This window comes from Pseudomonas sp. AC239 (assembly GCF_979258545.1).
Genome location: NZ_OZ409864.1, coordinates 1,537,557 through 1,556,549, shown reverse-complemented (window position 1 = coordinate 1,556,549; position 18,993 = coordinate 1,537,557). Strand labels below are relative to the sequence as shown.

The following is an 18,993-nucleotide window of genomic DNA, read 5'->3' as shown; positions in this document are numbered from 1 at the left end:
TAGGTGAACACCAAACCATTGTGGGAGCGAGCCTGCTCGCGAAAGGGATGTCAGTCCTTATGCAGCCAGTGCGTCGATCAGCGCTTGACTGAACGCCGGCACATCATCCGGCTGGCGGCTGCTGATCAGATTGCCGTCCTTGACCACTTCCTGATCGACCCAGTTGACCCCGGCATTGACCAGATCGTCCTTGACCGTTTTGTAGCTGGTCATGGTCTTGCCATTGACCAGTCCCGCCGAGATCAGCAACCAGCTGCCGTGGCAAATCACGGCAATCGGCTTGCCCGCCGAAGCGGCAGTCTTGACCAGATGCTGAGCATCCTGGTCGATACGGATGGTGTCGGAATTCTGCACGCCTCCGGGCAGCAGCACGGCATCGTATTGATCGATGCTCACCGCCTGGAAAGTGTTGGCGACGGGGAAGTCGTCCGCCGGTTTGTCATGGTTCCAGCCTTTCACCGTGCCGGCTTCGGCCGAGAGGATATCGACCTGCACGCCGGCCTGCTCCAGGGCATCCTTGGGGCCGGTCATTTCGACCTGTTCGAAACCATCGGTAACCAAAATAGCGACGCGTTTGCCATTGAGGGAAGTTGCCATCGGTAAGCTCCTGAGTCTGTGGAGATTTTGCCCTCGCAGCGAACCGTTGAGGTCCGCTGCGCCCTACAGATTCCGAAGCCTGGGCACAGATGAAAGTTCCGGCGATGTGCCCATCGGTGTGTCGCCCTGCGGTTTCAGCGGTTAGAATCGCCGCCTGCCCCGGAGTGTGTACTTATGTCCCAAGAGCTGACCACCGAACAGATTCAACAATCGCTGCAAGGCATCAGTGTGCCGGCGCAACCGCAGATCATGGTGGATCTGCAAATGGAGCAGTACATGCCCGACCCGGACCTGGAGGTGATCGCCAAGCTGATCTCCCAAGATCCGGGCCTGTCCGGCGCGCTGCTGAAAATCGTCAACTCGCCGTATTACGGCCTGAGCAACAAGATCACCTCGATCCAGCGTGCGGTGAACCTGTTGGGCAGCCGCTCGATCATCAACCTGATCAACGCGCAGTCGATCAAGGGCGAGATGAACGATGACACCATCGTCACCCTCAACCGTTTCTGGGACACCGCGCAGGATGTGGCGATGACTTGCCTGACCTTGGCCAAGCGCATTGGCACCCAGGCCGGTGACGAAGCCTATGCCTTGGGCCTGTTCCACGATTGCGGCGTGCCATTGATGCTGCAGCGCTTCCCCAATTACATGACCGTGCTGGAAGAGGCCTACGCCAGCGCCAGCCCGGAATGCCGCGTGGTCGATACGGAAAACCGTGTGTTCAACACCAACCACGCCGTGGTCGGCTACTACACCGCCAAGTCCTGGCGCCTGCCGGAGCATGTCAGCGCTGCCATCGCCAACCACCACAATGCGCTGGCGATTTTCAGCGACGAATCGTCGAAGAACAGCCAACTGAAAAACTTGCTGGCGATTCTGAAAATGGCCGAGCACATCTGCGCCTCGTATCGGGTGCTCGGCAACCAGAGCGAAGATTTCGAGTGGAGCGCGGTGGGCCCGCTGGTGCTCGATTATGTCGGTCTGTCGGACTACGACTTCGAAACACTCAAACAAACGATTCGCGACCTCGGCGCGCATTGATCCCGAGGACACCATGCCTGAACTGCCGGAAGTCGAAACCACCCGTCGCGGGATCGCCCCGCACCTGGAAGGCCAGCGGGTCAGCCGCGTCATCGTTCGTGACCGGCGTTTGCGCTGGCCTATCCCGGAAGACCTCGATGTGCGCCTGTCCGGGCAGCGCATCGTGCTGGTCGAGCGGCGCGCCAAGTACCTGTTGATCAACGCCGAGATCGGCACGCTGATCAGCCATTTGGGCATGTCCGGCAATCTGCGCCTGGTCGAGGCCGGGTTGCCGGCGTTGAAGCACGAGCACGTCGATATCGAACTGGAATCGGGTCTGGCCCTGCGCTACACCGATCCGCGACGGTTCGGCGCGATGCTATGGAGCAATGACCCGCTCAATCACGAATTGCTGATTCGCCTCGGGCCGGAGCCGCTGACCGATCTGTTCGATGGCGAGCGCCTGTTCCAGCTGTCACGCGGGCGCTCGATGGCGGTCAAGCCGTTCATCATGGACAACGCCGTGGTGGTCGGGGTCGGCAATATCTACGCGACTGAAGCGCTGTTCGCCGCCGGCATCGACCCGCGCCGCGAAGCCGGGGGGATTTCCCGCGGGCGTTATCTGAAACTGGCGATCGAGATCAAGCGCATCCTTGCTGCCGCCATCGAGCGTGGCGGCACGACATTGCGCGATTTCATTGGCGGTGACGGTCAGCCGGGATACTTCCAGCAAGAACTGTTTGTCTACGGCCGCGGCGGTCAGCACTGCAAGGTTTGCGGCACGGGCCTGCGCGAAGTGAAGCTGGGCCAGCGCGCCAGTGTGTTTTGCCCGCGCTGCCAGACCTGAAAAAATCCTTCGGTCTATAGTGAGAAGTCTCACTGCTCAGCTCGAAGGATCGTGCCATGAAAGTCCTGCAAGTTTTCTTCGTCACGCTGCTGTTGTGTTCCAGCCTGGCCGTTCAGGCCTCGGAAACCGGCAGCGGTGATCCGCGTTACACCATCCAGAATCCCCCGGCCTACGCCATGCTTGGCGACCTGCTGATTGCCCGGCCCTTGCTGGTGGTGGCCACGGTGATCGGTGCGGGAGCGTTTGTGGTGTCGTTGCCGTTTACCGCGCTGGGCGGCGGTGTTGGCGATGCGGGACAGGCGCTGGTGGTTGACCCGGCGAAAGCGGCGTTTGTGCGGTGTCTGGGGTGTACAGGGGAGGGGTTTGAGCAGCGCGAGTGAGCTGATCGGGTTTCAGTGGTGTGGCTGATGGCCCATTCGCGAGCAGGCTCGCTCCCACAGGGGAATGCATTGCAAATGTGGGAGCGAGCCTGCTCGCGAAGAGGGCGGTATAGGCGCTGAAGTGATCAGGCCTTGCCGGTGATCTTGCGGTACTTCTCCATCAACTGTTCTTCAGTCTCCGGATGGGCTTCGTCCAGTGGAATGCAATCCACCGGGCAGACCTGCTGGCACTGCGGCTCGTCGTAGTGGCCGACGCACTGGGTGCACAGGTTCGGGTCGATCACGTAGATCTCTTCGCCTTGGGAAATGGCGGCGTTCGGGCACTCGGGTTCGCAGACGTCGCAGTTGATGCAATCGTCGGTGATGATCAGGGACATGCTAACTCCAGCCGGGGCGGCAGGCCCGGGCGCTATAAATCAATGCGCGCAATTGTGCCGCATTGGCGAGCGCAGTGCACGCGGGGGCGATCAAGGGCACGAGACTGCAATCTTTAAAAGTAAAGATCGCAGTCTGCAGCAGCTCCTACTTCTTGAAGCGCAGGGTCAGCGCGTCGGCCACGGCCGGGTGGACGAACTTGCTGATATCGCCGCCCAGCGCGGCAATCTCACGCACCAGCGTCGAGGAAATGAACGAATAACGTTCCGACGGCGTGAGAAACAGGCTTTCCACATCCGGCGCCAGTTGGCGGTTCATGTTGGCCAGCTGGAATTCGTATTCGAAGTCCGACACCGCACGCAGACCACGCAGGAACACATTGGCGTTCTGCTCTTTGGCGAAATGCGCGAGCAGCGTCGAGAAACCGACCACTTCCACGTTCGGCAGGTGTTTGGTGACCTCGCGAGCCAGTTCGACCCGTTGTTCCAGCGGGAACAGCGGGTTCTTTTTCGGGCTGGCGGCGACCGCAATGATCACGTGATCGAACAGGCGCGAGGCGCGTTCGACCAGATCGCCATGGCCCTTGGTAATAGGGTCGAAGGTACCTGGGTACAACACTCGGTTCATCGCGTCGTCCTGGCGGGAGTCCGTTGGGGAGTCGGATGGTATCGCAGCCTTCCCGGTCGGCCAAGTCGCCTGTTGGGTAAGTAAGCACTATAGACGATAGGAATATTCTGCTTTTTCATGGATTTTTCAGTCGGTCAGCCAAGGCTGTCGCCAGTTGCGCGGTCAGGCCATACACCGACAGCTGGGGGTTGGCGCCGATGCTGGTGGGGAACAGCGAGCCGTCGTGAATCGACAGATTGCGCAGTTGATGATGGCGACCGAGGCTGTCAGCGACCGCGCTTTGCGGATCTTCACCCATCGCACAACCACCCATGACGTGAGCGCTGCCCAAACGCGTGCGATATAGCTCCAGGCTCAATCCATCGATCATTGAGCGCGCCTCAGTCAGTGTCTTCACGTAGCGGCCGTCGGCGTGCATCGGCATAACCGATTGCGCGCCGCCGGCGAACTGAATTTCGGCCATCACGTGAAAGGCCCGGCGCAAACCGTCCCAGGCGTACTGCGAGACTTGATAATCGAGCACTGGCGAGCCATCGCCGCGCAACTCCACCGAGCCGCCGCTGCTGTCCGGGTGGAAGCCGTCGCGCAGCAGTGCCAGCATCGCGTGTGTGTGCGGCAGATCAGCCATGTGTTGCGCGTTCTCTTGGCCGAAACCGCCGAGCAGTGTGGCTGCCAGCGCCGGGTGCAGCGGTGGCACCTCGAGTTTGAACGCCATCGGCCCGGTGGTGCCGTCCTTCCACTGGAAATGGTCGGAATAGATCGACTGCGGCGCGCCGTAAAACGGATTGACCACCTCGGCGAAACGCGCGGCGGACATGTTCACCGGGTGCAGAAAGGTGCGCTTGCCCACGCGCTCATGCGGATCCGGTGCGTCGGAGCGCAGCAACAGCGCCGGGCTGTTGATGCCGCCGCCGGCCAGCACGTAATGCCGCGCCTTGACGCTGATGCTGCGCCCGGTCGGCTCGACGCAGCGCTCGTCCATCGCCACGCAATGCAGGCCGGTGACCTTGTCGCCACTGATCAGCAGTTTCTTCACACGCGCCAGATACAGCAGCTCACCGCCCTTTTCCAGCGTCGCCGGGATGGTCGTGACCATCATTGATTGCTTGGCGTTGCTCGGGCAGCCCATGCCGCAATAGCCGAGATTCCAGCAACCGCGAACGTTGCGCGGGATCACGTGCCAGCTGTAGCCGAGTTGCTCGCAGCCTTTGCGGATCACATCGTTGTTGGCATTGGGCGGCACCATCCACGGCGCGACGCCGAGGCGCTGCTCCATTTTTTCGAACCACGGCGCCATCTCTGCCGGGCTATGGCCTCTGACGTTGTGCTCGCTGGCCCAGTGTTCGAGGGTCGGCTCGGGCGTGCGGAAACTCGAGGTCCAGTTGATCAGCGTCGTACCGCCGACCGCGCGGCCCTGCAGGATAGTAATCGCGCCGTCCTTGCTCATGCGCCCGATGCCTTCCTGATAGAGGCTGCTGTAGGCCTCGTCTTCGAGCAGTTTGAAATCCGAACTGGTCTTCAGCGGGCCTTCTTCGATCAGCAGGACTTTGTAGCCGGCCGCGCTGAGGATCTCCGCCGTGGTGCCGCCGCCGGCGCCACTGCCGATGATCGCCACGTCGGCTTCGAGGGGGAGGTCGTCGCTCAGTTGCGCGCCGTTGTAGGTTTTCCAGCCTCGGGCGAGGCCTTCACGGAAGGGATCGGGTACGGGCATCGGTCAGGTTCTCTTTATTATTCTGGATGCTGAGGTGATGCAGTTGGCCCCTTCGCGAGCAGGCTCGCTCCCACAGGGACATGCATTTCAAATAGGGGAGCGAGCCTGCTCGCGAAGGCCGCGCCCCGGTTTCAGACCTTCGGCGGCCCGGGATAACCGCAGTGAGCCCAGGACTCGGCGCGGGTGTACCAGGCCATCATCACCATCTGCTGCAATGAGCTATGGCCCATGCGCAGCAAGCTCAGTGAACTGTTCTCCCAGCGTTCGAGGAAATGCCGCATCGCTTCAGGGCTGGCGTTTTCCCAACTGCCCCAGATGCCGGTGAGCGGGCCACGGGTCACGGCCATACCCAGCACGTCGAACAGTTGCCGAGTGAGCTTGAGCATTTCCGGCGACACGTGATTAAGGCTGTAGTCCAGCGACTTCAGCGTGCCGTCGACCGCTGCGGGCATTTCCCCGGCGGCGACGGCGCCGTCGAGCATCACCGGGACCAGCGCGCGCAGGAACAGCAGATCGCCGTCGCGCAAAACGACAAAGCCGTTGGCGCTGACGCTCGACGAGCAGCCAGTGAGGCTGGCGCCAAGGCCGGCGGTGGCGAGAAACGCGGTGGCGCCGAGGCTGAATTTCAGCAGGCCACGGCGCGACAGGGCGGGTGTTTCGGTCAGGCTTGAGTGCATTGTTGTTATTACCCGGCGTCGACGAACGTTTAGCGAATGAACAGCTTCTGAATCAGTTTCTGAATTGATGTGCCGTAGGGCGGGTAAATCAGCCGGGCAGCGTTGAAGCGCTGTTTGATCAGCACGCCCTTGGCCTTGCTGAACGTCAGGAAACCTTCGTGGCCGTGGTAATGGCCCATGCCCGAGGGGCCGATGCCACCGAAGGGCATGTCGTCCTGAGCCACATGCAACAAGGTGTCGTTCAGGCACACACCGCCGGAATGGGTCTCGTGCAGTACGCGATGCTGCTCGCGTTTGTCGTAGCCAAAGTAGTAAAGAGCCAGAGGACGAGGCCGCTGGTTGATGTAAGCGAATGCCTGCTCCAGATCGCGGTAAGGCACGATTGGCAGCAATGGGCCGAAGATTTCGTCCTGCATCACGGTCATCTCATCGCTGACATTGAGCAGCACGCTGTGCGGCATGCGTCGGCCCTGGCCTTGTTCGAACAGCGGGATCAGCAGCGCGCCCTTGCTGGTCGCGTCGCTGACGTATCCGTTCAGCCGGGCCAGTTGGCGTTCGTTGATGATCGCGGTGTAGTCGGTGTTGTCGGCCAGGGTCGGGTAAAAGCCTTTCACAGCCTGACGATAGGCCTCGACGAAAGCGCCGACGCGGTCTTCCGGCACCAACACGTAATCGGGCGCGACGCAGGTCTGCCCGGCGTTGAGGGTTTTGCCGAAGGCGATGCGTTCGGCGGCGTCCTTGAGCGGTACGTCTCTGGAGACGATGGCCGGCGACTTGCCGCCCAGTTCCAGGGTGACCGGCGTGAGGTTTTCCGCCGCAGCGCGCATGACGTGTCTGCCGATGCTGGTGGAACCGGTGAACAGCAAATGATCGAACGGTAGACGCGAGAACGCCACGCCGACATCCGCCTCACCCAGCACCACGCACACCAGGTCTTCGGGAAAGATCCGCGCCAGCAGTTCTTTGAGCAGCAGCCCGGTAGCCGGGGTCGATTCGCTGAGCTTGAGCATTACCCGATTGCCGGCAGCCAGGGCGCCGACCATCGGCCCCACAGCCAGATACAGCGGGTAGTTCCACGGCACGATCACGCCGACCACGCCCAGCGGCTGATAAACCACCTTCGCCGAAGCAGGCTGGAACGCCATGCCTACCTTGCGCCGCGAGGGCTGCATCCATTTTTTCAGGTGACGACTGGCGTAGTGAATGCCGTGCAGGCTCGGCATCAGCTCGGCGAGCAGGGTTTCGTCGGCGCTGCGGTGACTGAAATCGGCGCTGATCGCGTCGATCAATGCCTGCCGCTCGCTGCTAAGCAAATCGCGTAAAGCCTTAAGCCACTGTTGACGTTGCGCGGCCAGCGGCATCGGGTTGGCCGAGTACGCGGCTCGTTGCGCCTGGAACTGCCGATCGAGCGTTTCAAGAGGCTGTTGCAGGGTTTGCAGGTAGGCAATGTCGGCAGTCATCGCAGGCTCCGGATTTTATTGTAATGAGCACTTTTTAGAGTCGATGCTCTAGAAAGTCAAACGACTTCCGCGCACGTCAGTGTTTTATCCATTTCCGGTTAGGTCGTAAGATGCGCCGTCAACGCACTCTGAATTAAAGCTCAAGCCATGGCCCCACGAATAAAAACCAGCGAGCGCATCGTTCAGAACAGCCTGGAGCTGTTCAATCAGCAGGGCGAGCGCAGCGTCAGCACCAACCACATCGCCGCGCACATGGAGATTTCTCCGGGCAACCTGTACTACCACTTCCCCAACAAGCAGGCGATCATCGCCGTGTTGTTCAGTGAGTACGAAGCCCTGGTGGACAGCTTTTTGCGTCCGCCTCAGGGCCGTCCGGCGACCGTCGAGGACAAGCGTTTCTATCTCAAGGAACTGCTCTCGGCCATGTGGCGCTACCGCTTTTTGCACCGCGACCTCGAGCATCTGCTCGACAGCGATGCGGAACTGGCCGCGCGTTATCGGCGTTTCTCCCAGCGCTGCGTGATCCAGGGGGCCGCAATTTACGAAGGTTTTGTCGCCGCCGGCATTCTGAAAATGGATCGTGTGCAGATCGAATCGCTGACCCTCAATGCGTGGATCATCCTGACGTCGTGGGTGCGTTTTCTGTGCACCACGCGGGAAAACTCCAACCACCTCAGCGAACAGGCCGTGAAGCGTGGCGTGTATCAGGTGCTGGTGCTGGAAGCAGGGTTTGTTACCGATCAGGCGCGGGATGAAGTCAACGCACTGTTCGACGAGTTCTATGTGCCGCTGGCGCAGGCCCTTGAAGACGTGAAATAAACCGTTCAGCCGAATTCCACAGGAGCCCGTTATGTCGATTGCGCAGTTGATCAGCCCACAAGCACTGGACGCTCGCAAAGAGCAGCCGGGGCTGGTGATTCTCGATTGTCGTTTTGCCCTCGAAGATCCGGATTACGGCCAGCGCAGCTACGCCGAAGGGCACATTGCCGGGGCGAGTTTCGCCGATCTGGAGCGGGATCTGAGCGGTAAAGTCGAGAAGGGCGTGACCGGGCGTCATCCGTTGCCTGAGCCGGCGGTGTTGATCGAGCGCCTGCAAGCCTGGGGCATCAGCAACGACAGCGATGTGGTTTTGTACGACGACGGTCCGGGTGCGTATGCGGCGCGGGCGTGGTGGTTGCTGGCATGGCTGGGCAAGCGCGACGGCGTGTTCATTCTCGATGGCGGGCTCAAGGCCTGGCACGCGGCCGGCCTGCCGCTGAGCCTGGATCCGCCGAGCGTGACGCCGGGTAACTTCAGTGGTCAGCCGGACATGAGCCTGTTGCTCAGCGCCGAACAATTGCAGCAGCGCCTCGGCCAGCCAATCCTGACCCTGCTCGACGCCCGCGCCTTGCCGCGCTTCAAGGGCGAAATGGAACCCATCGATCCGGTCGCCGGGCACATTCCCGGCGCGCAGTGCGCGGCGTTCACCGACAACCTCGGCAGTGATGGGCGCTTCTTGCCGGCCGAGCAGCTCAAGCAGCGCTTTGCCGCGAAACTGGGCGATCGCTCACCGTCGGAACTGGTCGCCTACTGCGGGTCCGGGGTGACGGCGTGTCACAACCTGTTTGCACTGTGCCTGGCCGGTTATCCGCTGGGGGCGCTGTATGCGGGATCGTGGAGCGAGTGGATCAACGAGCCGTCGCGCGGCATTGCCACCGGCGAATAAACACAGCGATCTCCTGTAGGAGTGAGCCTGCTCGCGATAGCGGTATGTCTGTGAGTTAAAAGCCAACTGACTCACCGCTTTCGCGAGCAGGCTCGCTCCCACAATGAACCAGGTTGTGCCATACATTTTGATGCCGAAACAAATCCCTGTGGGAGCGAGCCTGCTCGCGAAGGCGTCCTGTCAGGCATTGAATTTCCAGACTGACACACCGCGATCGCGAGCAGGCTCACTCCTGCAAGGGTTATGCGGCGCTCATTGACCGAGTGCGGCCAGCCATTGCGGGATACGCCGTTCCAGGTAATACCCGGGCCTGCGCACCGAGCCGTCGACAAAACCGACATGACCGCCACGCGCCTGCAATTCGAACCGGGTGCAGGCTGACAACTCGTCGGCTTGCGGCAGGCTGTGGGGAAATACGAACGGATCGTCCGCCGCCTGAATGATCAGCGTCGGCGTGCGGATTTCGCCGAGGTAGTAGCGGCTTGAGGCGCGGCGGTAGTAATCCTCGGCATCGGTGAATCCATGCAGCGGCGCGGTGATCCGGCCGTCGAAATCCCAGAACGTACGCATGTTTTCCAGCGAGCCGAGCGCGGCCAGTTTCGCCAGGCCGTCTTCACGCCCGTCATGCTGGAACTGGCGCTGCTTGTTCTTGATGTAGGCGACCATTTCGCGCATGAAATGCGCCTGATAAACCCGCGAAAACCCCTGGCCAATCCGGTCTGCGCACTGGTCGAGCCTGAACGGCACCGACACGGCCACCGCGCCGAGCACGCCGCTGTCGCTGCCGGTTTCACCCAGATGCTTGAGCAGCACATTACCGCCCAGCGAATAGCCGACCGCGTACAACGGCGCCAACGGTCGTTTCGCGCGCAGGTGCTGGATGGCTTCGGCAAGGTCTTCGCTGGCGCCGGAGTGGTAGCTGCGCGGCAACAGATTCGGCTCGCCGGAACAACCGCGCCAGTTCAGTGCGACGCTGGCCCAGCCCTGGTCGGCCAAGGCCTTTTGAATGCCCGCCACATAGGGCGAATTGGAAGAACCGGTCAGCCCGTGCAGCACCAGCACCAACGGCGCCTCGGCGCTGTGCGGGCCGTGCCAGTCGAGGTCGAGGAAATCGCCGTCCTCGAGCCACAGGCGTTCGCGTTCGCGCTCGATGTGCACGGTCTTGCGCCACAGCGGCCCCCACAAGGTTTGCAGATGCGGATTGCCGAGGCCGAAGGCGGGGATGAAGCGTTCTGGCGAAGGGGGCACGAGATTCTCGATGGGCTTGTGGCGAGGAAGCTCGCCCCCTCGCCGCAGGTTGCTTGCGACCTTGTCAGCCGGCGATGTCCGCCGTGCGCTGCCACAGCGCGTAAAAAACCCGACCGGATTTCTGTTCACGATGCAGGCGCCAGTTGCCCGGCAGGCCCAGCGTCGATGGCGCTGTTTCGCTTTCAGTGTAGATCCACGAATCGGCCGCCAGCCATTGGCGCTCTTCCAGCAAGGTACAAACCGCTGGCAACAGGTTCTGGTTGAACGGCGGGTCGAGGAACACCAGGTCGAACGGCGTTGCGGTTTGGGTTTCCAGGTAGCGCAGCGCATCGGCAGTTTGCACCTGGCCGTTGCTGCAACGCAGGGTGCCGAGGTGCTCTTTCAGGCTCGATACTGCAACGTTGCTGGCGTCCAGCGCCTGAGCGGTAGCCGCACCTCGGGACAGCGCTTCGAGAAACAGCGCGCCGCTGCCGGCGAACGGGTCGAGCACTTTCGCCCCTTCGACATACGGCGCAAGCCAGTTGAACAGGGTTTCGCGCACGCGATCCGGGGTCGGGCGCAGGCCCGGCGCGTCGGGGAAGCTCAGCTTGCGGCTGCGCCACTGGCCGCCAATGATGCGCAGCTGATTGACGCCGTTGTGCACGTTTTGCACAGGTTTTTTCGGTGCTCGAGTGGCCATTAATGCTCCGGAACCCCGAGCGGTTGCTCGGCAGGTTTATCAGATGGGGCCGGTAACGGCTTTTGCGGCACGGTCGGGCCAGCGGTGACGATGACCATTTTCTCCGTGCTCAGGTGTTTGTTCAGCGCATCGCGGACCTGCTCCACAGTCAGGCTCTGCGACTGACGCATGAAATCGTCGAGATAGCTCAGCGGCAGATTATAGAAGCCCATCGCGCCGAGCTGGCCAACGATGTCGGCGTTGCTCGCGGTGGACAGCGGGAAGCTGCCGGCCAGTTCGCGCTTGGCATCGTCGAGTTCTTTCTGTGTCGGCCCGGTTTTCAGGTAGTCGGCGAGCACGTCCTGCACCAGCTTCAGGGTGCCTTCGCTCATCTCGGCGCGGGTCTGCAGATTGATCATGAACGGCCCACGGGTCTGCATCGGGCTGAACGCCGAATACACGCCGTAGGTGAGGCCACGCTTCTCGCGCACTTCGCTCATCAGGCGCGTGCCGAAACCACCGCCGCCGAGGATCTGGTTGCCCAGCGACAGCGCGGCGTAATCCGGATCGTCGCGATCAATGCCCAGTTGCGCGAGCATCAGGTTGGTCTGTTTTGACGGAAACTCGATGTGGTTGACGCTGGCTTTCGGTTCCTGCGGTGCGGCGATTTTCGCCAGTGCCGGACCTTTCGGCAGGGCAGAAGAGACCTGATTGGCGATCGCTTCGGCTTCAGCTCGCGACAGGTCGCCGACCAGTGCAATCACAGCGTTGCCGGCGGCGTAGGCCTTGGCATGAAACTCGCGCAATTGCGTGACAGTGATCTTCGGCACGCTTTGCGCATTGCCATCGCTGGAATGCGCGTATGGGTGATCGCCGTACAGACGCTTCATCAGCTCGAGGCTGGCGAGTTTGCCGGGGTTCTGTTTCTGGTACTCGAAACCGGCGAGCAGCTGGTTCTTGATGCGCGCGAAGGAGTCGGCGGGGAAGGTCGGTTTGCCGACCACATCGGCGAACAGCTTCAACGCCGGTTCACGCTGCTCAGGTGCGCTCAGACTGCGCAGCGAAGCCAGCGCCATGTCCTTGAACGCACCGTTGCCGAAGTCGGCGCCGAGGCCTTCAAACCCTTGAGCGATGGCGCCGACGTCTTTGCCGGCGATGCCTTCGTTGAGCATGGCGTTGGTCAGCACGGCGAGGCCGGGGACGTTGCCATCCTGGCTGCTGCCCGCGGCGAAGATCAGGCGCATGTCGAACATCGGCAGTTCATGGGCTTCGACGAACAGCACTTTCGCGCCTTCAGCGGTGTTCCAGGTCTGCACATCGAGCTTGCGGCTGGCCGGGGCCTTGCCGTCGAGTTCGGCCAGCGATTGCAGTTTCTGGCTGGACTTGGCGTTATCCAGTGCTTCGCTGGCCTTGCTGTCAGCGCTTGGCGACAAATAAACCGCTGCCGAGCCGATCACCGCGACAGCGAGCAGGCCAAGCAGCATCAGGCGTGGGGTTTTGCGCTCACTCATGAGTCGTCTCCATTGGCAGGACGTGGGCGACGCTGAGACGTTCGCGGGTGAAATAGTTTTTCGCGGCGTTCTGGATGTCTTGCGGGGTCACGCTTTCCAGATCGGCCAGTTCGGTGTCCATCAGCTTCCACGACAGACCGACCGTTTCCAGTTGACCGATCGCGGTGGCCTGGCTGGTGATCGAGTCACGCTCGTAAACCAGGCCAGCGATGACTTGAGCACGGACGCGTTCCAGCTCTTCGGCAGACGGCGCGGTGGTTTTCAGTTGCTCAAGCAGTTTCCACAAGCCGGCTTCGGCCTGGGCGATGGTCTTTTTCTTCTGCGTATTTGGCGTCGCCGACAGGGTGAACAGGCTGTCGCCACGGGTGTAGGCGTCATAGTCCGACGAGCCGCCGGAGACCAGCTCTTCGCCGCGTTCCAGTTGCGCCGGGATGCGCCCGCTGTAGCCACCGTCGAGCAGCGCCGAGATCAGGCGCAGGGCGTTGACCGAGCGTTTGTCCTCAGCGGTTGCAATGCTCGGCACGTTGAAGCCAAGCATCAGGCTCGGCAGTTGGGTCTGCACGCGCAGGGTGATCTGGCGTTCGCCGGGCTCGGCCAGTTCCAGCGGCTTTTTCGCCGGTGGCACGTCGCGTTTGGCGACCGGGCCGAAATAGCGCTGGGCGAGGGTTCTCACTTCGTCTGGAGTGACGTCACCGACCACCACCAGCGTGGCATTGTTCGGCGCGTACCAGGATTGGTACCAGTGGCGCAGTTCCTCGACTTTCATGCGGTCGAGGTCAGCCATCCAGCCGATGGTCGGCGTGTGGTAACCGCTGGCCGGGTAGGCCATGGCCTTGTAGCGCTCGTAGGCTTTGGACATCGGCTTGTCATCGGTGCGCAGGCGGCGCTCTTCCTTGATGACTTCGATCTCCTTGGCGAACTCGTCGGCCGGCAGGCGCAGGTTTGCCATGCGGTCGGCTTCCAGCTCGAAGGCCACGCCGAGACGATCACGGGCCAGCACCTGGTAATAAGCCGTGAAGTCGTCGCTGGTAAAGGCGTTCTCTTCGGCGCCGAGGTCACGCAGGATCAGCGAAGCTTCGCCGGGGCCGACTTTCTCGCTGCCCTTGAACATCATGTGCTCGAGCGCGTGGGACAGACCGGTCTGGCCCGGAGTCTCGTAGCTGGAGCCGACCTTGTACCAGATCTGCGAAACGACCACCGGCGCACGATGGTCCTCGCGCACGACGACCTTGAGGCCGTTGTCGAGGGTGAATTCATGGGTCGGTTGCGGGTCGGCCGCCAGGGCCGAAAGGGGCAGGCAGACTGCGCTGAGCAGCAGGCCAGCAGCGCGGCGGGCTAGAGCATTCATTCGTTTTTCAACCTGTTGGGCTGCCCGCTTGGTCTTAGCGTCGGCGGGCGAGAGGTAGGGCGTGTCATTGATCATTACCAGTACCGCGCCGGCGCCTGATAGTGTGCAGGGCAAGGCGCGAGGAGTGTGGTTTGGTTGTTCCAAATAAACTCCGAGCAACGCAGCCCTGCACACTATCAGGCCCGGCCCTCCGGGTGGCGCCTGAAAACGGGCCATACTGCGTTGCAGTCCTTGGCAAGGAAAGCACATTCCCTGCGGCCTGCGCCTTGTCTGGCCCGTTTTCAGGCGGCCACGCGGTACTGGTAATGATCAATGACACGCCCTAGGATACTGATCCGTTTTACTGGCGGCCACGCCTATCAGGTTTCGATACCCGGTCAGGCTGTATGGGTTTGTCGCGGATAGCAGCAGTTTTTCATCTGAACTGCGCGTTTTCGCCGACGATGCCGCTCCAGTCCTTCGTGTTAATTGAAGTTTGAGGTGCCTTCGGCGCCTCGACAAAATGTTGCGCGTGAACAAGCTGGGTGAAACACAGTCTGTTCTGCATCGAATATTTATTTGCCGGGGCGCCCTGTTGGCGCGTCGCTACCGTGAGATAGCCGTCCTCCATGTTTGGTTCCAACGACGACAAGAAGAGCCCAGCTGCGGCTGGCGAGAAGAAAAGCCTGTTCGGATGGCTGCGGAAGAAACCGCAGGAACCCGTCGTCGAACAGCCGCCCGCGATTCCTGAGCCGGCCCCCGCGCCAGCGCCTGTAATAGAAGAAGAGCCGGCGCCGATTGTGCTGCCGATCGCTGAGCCGGTGCTGCAACCGGAGGCTGAAGCCGAGCGTGAAACACCGGCCGCTGCCGAGTTGCCGCTGACGCCCGCTGCCGAGCCGTGGCTGACCTTGCCGGTGGCAGAAGAGCCGGTGGCCCTGGTTGAAGAAGCAGCGCCGCATGTGACGCCTGTGATTCCCGCGCCGGCCGCCGAGCCGGCTGCGCAGCCTGTGCCTGAGTCGGTTGCCGAACCCGCGCCGGTCATTGCTGAACCCGTCGCTCCGGTTGTCCCGCCATCCGAGCCTGAGCCTGAGCCTGCACCGCTTGCCGCTGCGCCAGTTGTCGCTCCGGTCGTGCCCATGGAAGCGCCTGTAGAAACGTCCGTCGAAACCCCGCGCACCGAAGAAACCAAAGCCGGTTTCTTCGCTCGCCTCAAACAAGGCCTGTCAAAGACCAGCGCCAGCATCGGCGAGGGCATGGCCAGCCTGTTCCTCGGGCGCAAGACCATCGACGATGAGTTGCTCGACGACCTCGAAACCCGTCTGCTCACCGCCGACGTCGGCGTTGAAGCCACCACGCAGATCATCCAGCGCCTGACCCAGAAGGTCGCACGCAAGGAACTGGCAGACGCCGACGCCCTGTACAAATCTCTGCAGGCCGAATTGGCAGCGATGCTCAAACCGGTCGAACAGCCACTAAAAATAGCCTCGCAGAACAAGCCGTTCGTGATTCTGGTGGTCGGCGTCAACGGCGCCGGCAAAACCACCACCATCGGCAAACTGGCGAAGAAACTGCAACTGGAAGGCAAGAAAGTCATGCTCGCCGCCGGCGATACCTTCCGTGCTGCGGCGGTAGAACAATTGCAGGTCTGGGGCGAGCGCAACAAGATTCCGGTGATCGCTCAGCACACCGGCGCTGATTCGGCTTCGGTGATCTTCGACGCGGTGCAAGCAGCCAAGGCCCGTGGCATCGATGTGCTGATCGCCGACACCGCCGGTCGTCTGCACACCAAAGACAACCTGATGGAAGAGCTGAAGAAAGTTCGCCGGGTGATCGGCAAGCTCGACGCCGACGCGCCGCACGAAGTGTTGCTGGTGCTCGACGCCGGTACTGGCCAGAACGCCATCAATCAGGCCAAGCAGTTCAATCAGACCGTCGAACTGACCGGTCTGGCGCTGACCAAGCTCGACGGCACCGCCAAGGGCGGAGTGATTTTCGCCCTGGCCAAGCAGTTCGGCCTGCCGATCCGCTACATCGGCGTCGGTGAAGGCATCGACGATTTGCGTACCTTTGAAGCCGAACCCTTTGTCCAGGCGCTGTTTGCCGAGCGGGAGCGTTCATGATTCGTTTCGAACAGGTCGGTAAACGCTACCCGAACGGTCACGTCGGCTTGCATGAGCTGAGCTTTCGAGTCCGTCGTGGCGAGTTCTTGTTTGTCACCGGCCACTCCGGCGCCGGTAAATCCACGCTGTTGCGCCTGTTGCTGGCAATGGAACGGCCGACCAGCGGCAAATTGCTGCTCGCCGGGCAAGACCTGAGCACCATCAGCAACGCGCAGATTCCGTTTCTGCGCCGACAGATCGGCGTGGTGTTCCAGAATCATCAGTTGCTGTTCGATCGTACGGTGTTCAACAACGTCGCCTTGCCGCTGCAGATCCTCGGCCTGTCCAAGGTCGAGATTGCCAAGCGCGTCGATTCGGCGCTGGAGCGCGTGGCACTGTCGGACAAATCCGATCTGTACCCGGGCGACCTGTCCACCGGTCAGCAACAGCGCGTCGGCATCGCCCGCGCCATCGTCCACCGCCCGGCCTTGCTGCTGGCGGACGAACCGACCGGTAACCTCGACCCGCGTCTGGCGGCGGAGATCATGGGCGTGTTCGAAGACATCAACCGCTTGGGCACCAGCGTGCTGATCGCCAGTCACGACCTGGCGCTGATCGCGCGCATGCGTCATCGCATGCTGACCCTGCAACGCGGCCGCCTGATCGGCGACGGGGAGGCCGGGGTATGAGTGCGACACGCAGTCCGAAGGTTTCCGAGCGTGTGGCCCCGAAGGCCGCCGACCCGCAACCGCAAAAGAAGAAAAAGCACGACGATGACGATGGCCCGGACTTCGCCACGCTGTTTCACGCCTGGATCGAAAGCCATCGCGCCAGCCTGCTCGACAGCCTGCGCCGCCTCGGCAAACAGCCGATCGGCAGCTTCTTCACCTGCATGGTGATGGCCGTTGCATTGAGTCTGCCGATGGGGCTGTCGCTGTTGCTTAACAACGTCGAGCGTCTTGGCGGTTCCTGGCAGCGCGCGGCGCAGATTTCCCTGTACCTGCAACTCGACGCCAGCCCGGAGCAGGGCGAGTCGCTGCGTGAGCAGATCAAAGCCATGCCCGGCGTAGCCGATGCCGAATATGTTGGCCGCGATCAGGCGCTGGAGGAGTTCCAGCAGCAGTCCGGCCTGGGCGAAGCCCTGCGTGAGCTGCCGGAAAACCCTTTGCCCGGTGTAGTGCTGGTGACACCGAACGAAGTCGACAAGCCGACACTCGAAGCATTAAGACAAAAACTTTCCGAGCTGCCCAAGGTACAACAGGCGCAACTTGATCTAGTCTGGGTCGAGCGTCTGGCAGCCATCCTCAAGCTTGGCGACCGCTTTGTCTTCGGTCTGACGGTGCTTTTGGTGTCTGCATTACTTTTGGTGATAGGCAATACCATTCGTCTTCATATTGAAAACCGCCGCACCGAGATAGAAGTGATTAAACTCGTCGGCGGCACTGACAGTTATGTGCGTCGCCCTTTCCTGTATATGGGCGCGTTGTATGGCTTCGGTGCAGGGCTGTTGTCCTGGGGTGTATTGGCGTTCGGCCTGAACTGGCTGAACGATGCGGTGGTTGGACTGGCCGGCTTGTACGGCAGTGATTTCGCCCTGGCCGGTGTGCCAGTGGCCGACGGTCTGTCGCTCTTGCTTGGCGCGGTGCTGTTGGGTTATATCGGTGCATGGATTGCAGTCGCACGTCATCTCAGGGAGCTGGCGCCGAAGTAGAATCTTTTTTGCGCGTGATTGACCTTGCGGTTTTTATGGGAACTTGTACCTGAGTTCCCGGTCAATTTTTCGCAGTGCCGAGAGGCACGAGTATGTAAGTGGGAGGTTTTTTCGTATGACCAATTCTTTGCAACCTGCGTATGCGCTGGTTCCGGGTGCGAACCTGGAAGCCTACGTGCACACCGTCAACAGCATTCCATTGCTGACGCCGGAGCAGGAGCGTGAACTGGCCGAGAGTCTCTACTATGAGCAGGATTTGGGGGCGGCTCGGCAGATGGTGCTCGCCCACCTGCGTTTTGTCGTACACATTGCCCGTAGCTATTCCGGCTACGGTCTGGCTCAGGCTGACCTGATCCAGGAAGGTAACGTCGGCCTGATGAAGGCCGTCAAGCGCTTCAACCCGGAAATGGGTGTGCGTCTGGTGTCGTTCGCCGTGCACTGGATCAAGGCGGAAATTCACGAGTTCATCCTGCGCAACTGGCGCATTGTGAAAGTCGCGACCACCAAGGCCCAGCGCAAGCTGTTCTTCAACCTGCGCAGCCAGAAAAAGCGCCTGGCGTGGCTGAACAACGAGGAAGTCCACCGTGTGGCGGAAAGCCTTGGCGTCGAACCACGTGAAGTGCGCGAGATGGAAAGCCGCCTGACCGGCCACGACATGGCCTTCGACCCGGCTGCTGAAGCCGACGACGACAGCGCTTTCCAGTCGCCGGCCAACTATCTGGAAGACCACCGGTACGACCCGGCCCGTCAACTGGAAGATGCCGACTGGAGCGACAACTCGAACACCAACCTGCACGAAGCACTCGAAGTGCTGGACGAGCGCAGCCGTGACATCCTCTACCAGCGCTGGCTGGCGGAAGAAAAAGCCACGCTGCACGACCTGGCGCAGAAGTACAACGTGTCGGCCGAGCGAATTCGTCAGCTCGAAAAGAGCGCGATGAACAAGCTCAAGTTGTCGATCGCCGCGTAACCGGCGCCTCAGCAATAAAAAACGCCCCGATCAGCGATGATCGGGGCGTTTTCATTTCTGTTTCAACATA

20 protein-coding genes are annotated in these 18,993 nt (G+C 61.5%); 9 read left to right on the top strand and 11 right to left on the bottom strand.

Translation table 11 applies throughout. The features are described 5' to 3' along the window. Positions 1–57 precede the first annotated feature (57 nt). Positions 58–597: a type 1 glutamine amidotransferase domain-containing protein gene (locus tag ACZ0AZ_RS07230; RefSeq protein WP_039757526.1), complete on the bottom strand. Its 540-nt coding sequence runs from the start codon at positions 595–597 to the stop codon at positions 58–60. 228 nt (positions 598–825) lie between these two features. Here ACZ0AZ_RS07230 and ACZ0AZ_RS07225 point away from each other — a divergent pair, with 228 nt between their 5' ends. The 3 genes from ACZ0AZ_RS07225 to ACZ0AZ_RS07215 are packed head-to-tail and all read left to right on the top strand — an operon-like array spanning position 826 to position 2,844. Further along, a complete protein-coding gene (locus tag ACZ0AZ_RS07225) occupies positions 826–1,638 on the top strand; it encodes an HDOD domain-containing protein (protein ID WP_160769650.1) in 813 nt (270 codons plus the stop codon). Positions 1,639–1,651: 13 nt separating this feature from the next. Beyond that, positions 1,652–2,464: a bifunctional DNA-formamidopyrimidine glycosylase/DNA-(apurinic or apyrimidinic site) lyase gene (gene mutM, locus ACZ0AZ_RS07220; RefSeq protein WP_016772703.1), complete on the top strand. Its 813-nt coding sequence runs from the start codon at positions 1,652–1,654 to the stop codon at positions 2,462–2,464. Between the two features lie 56 nt (positions 2,465–2,520). Then, positions 2,521–2,844 (top strand): multidrug transporter, encoded by a 324-nt coding sequence (locus ACZ0AZ_RS07215; RefSeq protein WP_076564452.1) that lies wholly within the window; start codon positions 2,521–2,523, stop codon positions 2,842–2,844. Between the two features lie 125 nt (positions 2,845–2,969). Here ACZ0AZ_RS07215 and ACZ0AZ_RS07210 read toward each other — a convergent pair whose 3' ends face one another. From ACZ0AZ_RS07210 to ACZ0AZ_RS07190, 5 genes are all read right to left on the bottom strand, one after another. Continuing rightward, a complete protein-coding gene (locus ACZ0AZ_RS07210; RefSeq protein ID WP_003195146.1) occupies positions 2,970–3,221 on the bottom strand; it encodes a YfhL family 4Fe-4S dicluster ferredoxin in 252 nt (83 codons plus the stop codon). Positions 3,222–3,366: 145 nt separating this feature from the next. Next, positions 3,367–3,846 carry a pantetheine-phosphate adenylyltransferase gene (gene coaD, locus ACZ0AZ_RS07205; protein ID WP_003229157.1) on the bottom strand — a complete coding sequence of 160 codons (480 nt, stop codon included), beginning with the start codon at positions 3,844–3,846 and terminating at the stop codon, positions 3,367–3,369. 115 nt (positions 3,847–3,961) lie between these two features. Beyond that, entirely contained in the window at positions 3,962–5,557 is a 1,596-nt protein-coding gene (locus ACZ0AZ_RS07200; protein WP_129997842.1) for a GMC family oxidoreductase, read from the bottom strand. 131 nt (positions 5,558–5,688) lie between these two features. After that, the gene (locus ACZ0AZ_RS07195) at positions 5,689–6,234 is read right to left on the bottom strand and encodes a twin-arginine translocation pathway signal protein (protein ID WP_129997841.1); all 546 of its coding nucleotides are present in this window, start codon (positions 6,232–6,234) and stop codon (positions 5,689–5,691) included. A gap of 29 nt (positions 6,235–6,263) precedes the next feature. Next, a complete protein-coding gene (locus ACZ0AZ_RS07190) occupies positions 6,264–7,694 on the bottom strand; it encodes a coniferyl aldehyde dehydrogenase (RefSeq protein WP_129997840.1) in 1,431 nt (476 codons plus the stop codon). A 147-nt stretch (positions 7,695–7,841) separates the two neighbouring features. Here ACZ0AZ_RS07190 and ACZ0AZ_RS07185 point away from each other — a divergent pair, with 147 nt between their 5' ends. Next, a complete protein-coding gene (locus ACZ0AZ_RS07185) occupies positions 7,842–8,513 on the top strand; it encodes a TetR/AcrR family transcriptional regulator (protein ID WP_016772708.1) in 672 nt (223 codons plus the stop codon). 31 nt (positions 8,514–8,544) lie between these two features. Next, on the top strand, positions 8,545–9,399 hold the full coding sequence (locus tag ACZ0AZ_RS07180; protein ID WP_129997839.1) for a sulfurtransferase: 855 nt from the start codon (positions 8,545–8,547) through the stop codon (positions 9,397–9,399). A gap of 252 nt (positions 9,400–9,651) precedes the next feature. On the opposite strand, the gene ACZ0AZ_RS07175 is transcribed toward ACZ0AZ_RS07180, so the two are convergent. The 5 genes from ACZ0AZ_RS07175 to ACZ0AZ_RS07155 all read right to left on the bottom strand — a co-directional run bounded on the left by ACZ0AZ_RS07175 (position 9,652) and on the right by ACZ0AZ_RS07155 (position 14,774). Next, entirely contained in the window at positions 9,652–10,647 is a 996-nt protein-coding gene (locus ACZ0AZ_RS07175; protein ID WP_039757532.1) for a hydrolase, read from the bottom strand. A gap of 64 nt (positions 10,648–10,711) precedes the next feature. Further along, positions 10,712–11,326 carry a 16S rRNA (guanine(966)-N(2))-methyltransferase RsmD gene (rsmD, locus tag ACZ0AZ_RS07170; protein WP_016772711.1) on the bottom strand — a complete coding sequence of 205 codons (615 nt, stop codon included), beginning with the start codon at positions 11,324–11,326 and terminating at the stop codon, positions 10,712–10,714. After that, the gene (locus ACZ0AZ_RS07165) at positions 11,326–12,816 is read right to left on the bottom strand and encodes a M16 family metallopeptidase (RefSeq protein WP_129997836.1); all 1,491 of its coding nucleotides are present in this window, start codon (positions 12,814–12,816) and stop codon (positions 11,326–11,328) included. The genes rsmD and ACZ0AZ_RS07165 overlap by 1 nt, the downstream gene beginning before the upstream one ends. Then, entirely contained in the window at positions 12,809–14,164 is a 1,356-nt protein-coding gene (locus tag ACZ0AZ_RS07160) for a M16 family metallopeptidase (RefSeq protein ID WP_310403389.1), read from the bottom strand. The genes ACZ0AZ_RS07165 and ACZ0AZ_RS07160 overlap by 8 nt, the downstream gene beginning before the upstream one ends. Positions 14,165–14,579: 415 nt before the next feature. After that, complete coding sequence (locus tag ACZ0AZ_RS07155; RefSeq protein ID WP_056786354.1) at positions 14,580–14,774, bottom strand: hypothetical protein; 195 nt, start codon at positions 14,772–14,774, stop codon at positions 14,580–14,582. Here ACZ0AZ_RS07155 and ftsY point away from each other — a divergent pair. From ftsY to rpoH, 4 genes are all read left to right on the top strand, one after another. Further along, complete coding sequence (ftsY, locus tag ACZ0AZ_RS07150; protein ID WP_463537138.1) at positions 14,773–16,263, top strand: signal recognition particle-docking protein FtsY; 1,491 nt, start codon at positions 14,773–14,775, stop codon at positions 16,261–16,263. The two genes, ACZ0AZ_RS07155 and ftsY, sit on opposite strands and share 2 nt — an antisense overlap. Next, a complete protein-coding gene (ftsE, locus tag ACZ0AZ_RS07145) occupies positions 16,260–16,931 on the top strand; it encodes a cell division ATP-binding protein FtsE (RefSeq protein WP_016772715.1) in 672 nt (223 codons plus the stop codon). Before ftsY ends, ftsE begins: the two co-directional genes overlap by 4 nt. Next, positions 16,928–17,953 carry a permease-like cell division protein FtsX gene (ftsX, locus tag ACZ0AZ_RS07140; protein ID WP_129997833.1) on the top strand — a complete coding sequence of 342 codons (1,026 nt, stop codon included), beginning with the start codon at positions 16,928–16,930 and terminating at the stop codon, positions 17,951–17,953. The genes ftsE and ftsX overlap by 4 nt, the downstream gene beginning before the upstream one ends. Positions 17,954–18,068: 115 nt before the next feature. Continuing rightward, complete coding sequence (gene rpoH, locus ACZ0AZ_RS07135) at positions 18,069–18,923, top strand: RNA polymerase sigma factor RpoH (protein WP_016772717.1); 855 nt, start codon at positions 18,069–18,071, stop codon at positions 18,921–18,923. Positions 18,924–18,993 lie beyond the last annotated feature (70 nt).

Coding starts and splice junctions, on each gene's coding strand:
- ACZ0AZ_RS07230 (WP_039757526.1), bottom strand. CDS start 597: ATGGCAACTTCCCTCAATGGCAAACGCGTCGCTATTTTGGTTACCGAT.
- mutM (WP_016772703.1), top strand. CDS start 1,652: ATGCCTGAACTGCCGGAAGTCGAAACCACCCGTCGCGGGATCGCCCCG.
- ACZ0AZ_RS07215 (WP_076564452.1), top strand. CDS start 2,521: ATGAAAGTCCTGCAAGTTTTCTTCGTCACGCTGCTGTTGTGTTCCAGC.
- ACZ0AZ_RS07210 (WP_003195146.1), bottom strand. CDS start 3,221: ATGTCCCTGATCATCACCGACGATTGCATCAACTGCGACGTCTGCGAA.
- coaD (WP_003229157.1), bottom strand. CDS start 3,846: ATGAACCGAGTGTTGTACCCAGGTACCTTCGACCCTATTACCAAGGGC.
- ACZ0AZ_RS07200 (WP_129997842.1), bottom strand. CDS start 5,557: ATGCCCGTACCCGATCCCTTCCGTGAAGGCCTCGCCCGAGGCTGGAAA.
- ACZ0AZ_RS07195 (WP_129997841.1), bottom strand. CDS start 6,234: ATGCACTCAAGCCTGACCGAAACACCCGCCCTGTCGCGCCGTGGCCTG.
- ACZ0AZ_RS07190 (WP_129997840.1), bottom strand. CDS start 7,694: ATGACTGCCGACATTGCCTACCTGCAAACCCTGCAACAGCCTCTTGAA.
- ACZ0AZ_RS07185 (WP_016772708.1), top strand. CDS start 7,842: ATGGCCCCACGAATAAAAACCAGCGAGCGCATCGTTCAGAACAGCCTG.
- ACZ0AZ_RS07180 (WP_129997839.1), top strand. CDS start 8,545: ATGTCGATTGCGCAGTTGATCAGCCCACAAGCACTGGACGCTCGCAAA.
- rsmD (WP_016772711.1), bottom strand. CDS start 11,326: ATGGCCACTCGAGCACCGAAAAAACCTGTGCAAAACGTGCACAACGGC.
- ACZ0AZ_RS07165 (WP_129997836.1), bottom strand. CDS start 12,816: ATGAGTGAGCGCAAAACCCCACGCCTGATGCTGCTTGGCCTGCTCGCT.
- ACZ0AZ_RS07160 (WP_310403389.1), bottom strand. CDS start 14,164: ATGAATGCTCTAGCCCGCCGCGCTGCTGGCCTGCTGCTCAGCGCAGTC.
- ftsY (WP_463537138.1), top strand. CDS start 14,773: ATGTTTGGTTCCAACGACGACAAGAAGAGCCCAGCTGCGGCTGGCGAG.
- ACZ0AZ_RS07155 (WP_056786354.1), bottom strand. CDS start 14,774: ATGGAGGACGGCTATCTCACGGTAGCGACGCGCCAACAGGGCGCCCCG.
- ftsE (WP_016772715.1), top strand. CDS start 16,260: ATGATTCGTTTCGAACAGGTCGGTAAACGCTACCCGAACGGTCACGTC.
- ftsX (WP_129997833.1), top strand. CDS start 16,928: ATGAGTGCGACACGCAGTCCGAAGGTTTCCGAGCGTGTGGCCCCGAAG.
- rpoH (WP_016772717.1), top strand. CDS start 18,069: ATGACCAATTCTTTGCAACCTGCGTATGCGCTGGTTCCGGGTGCGAAC.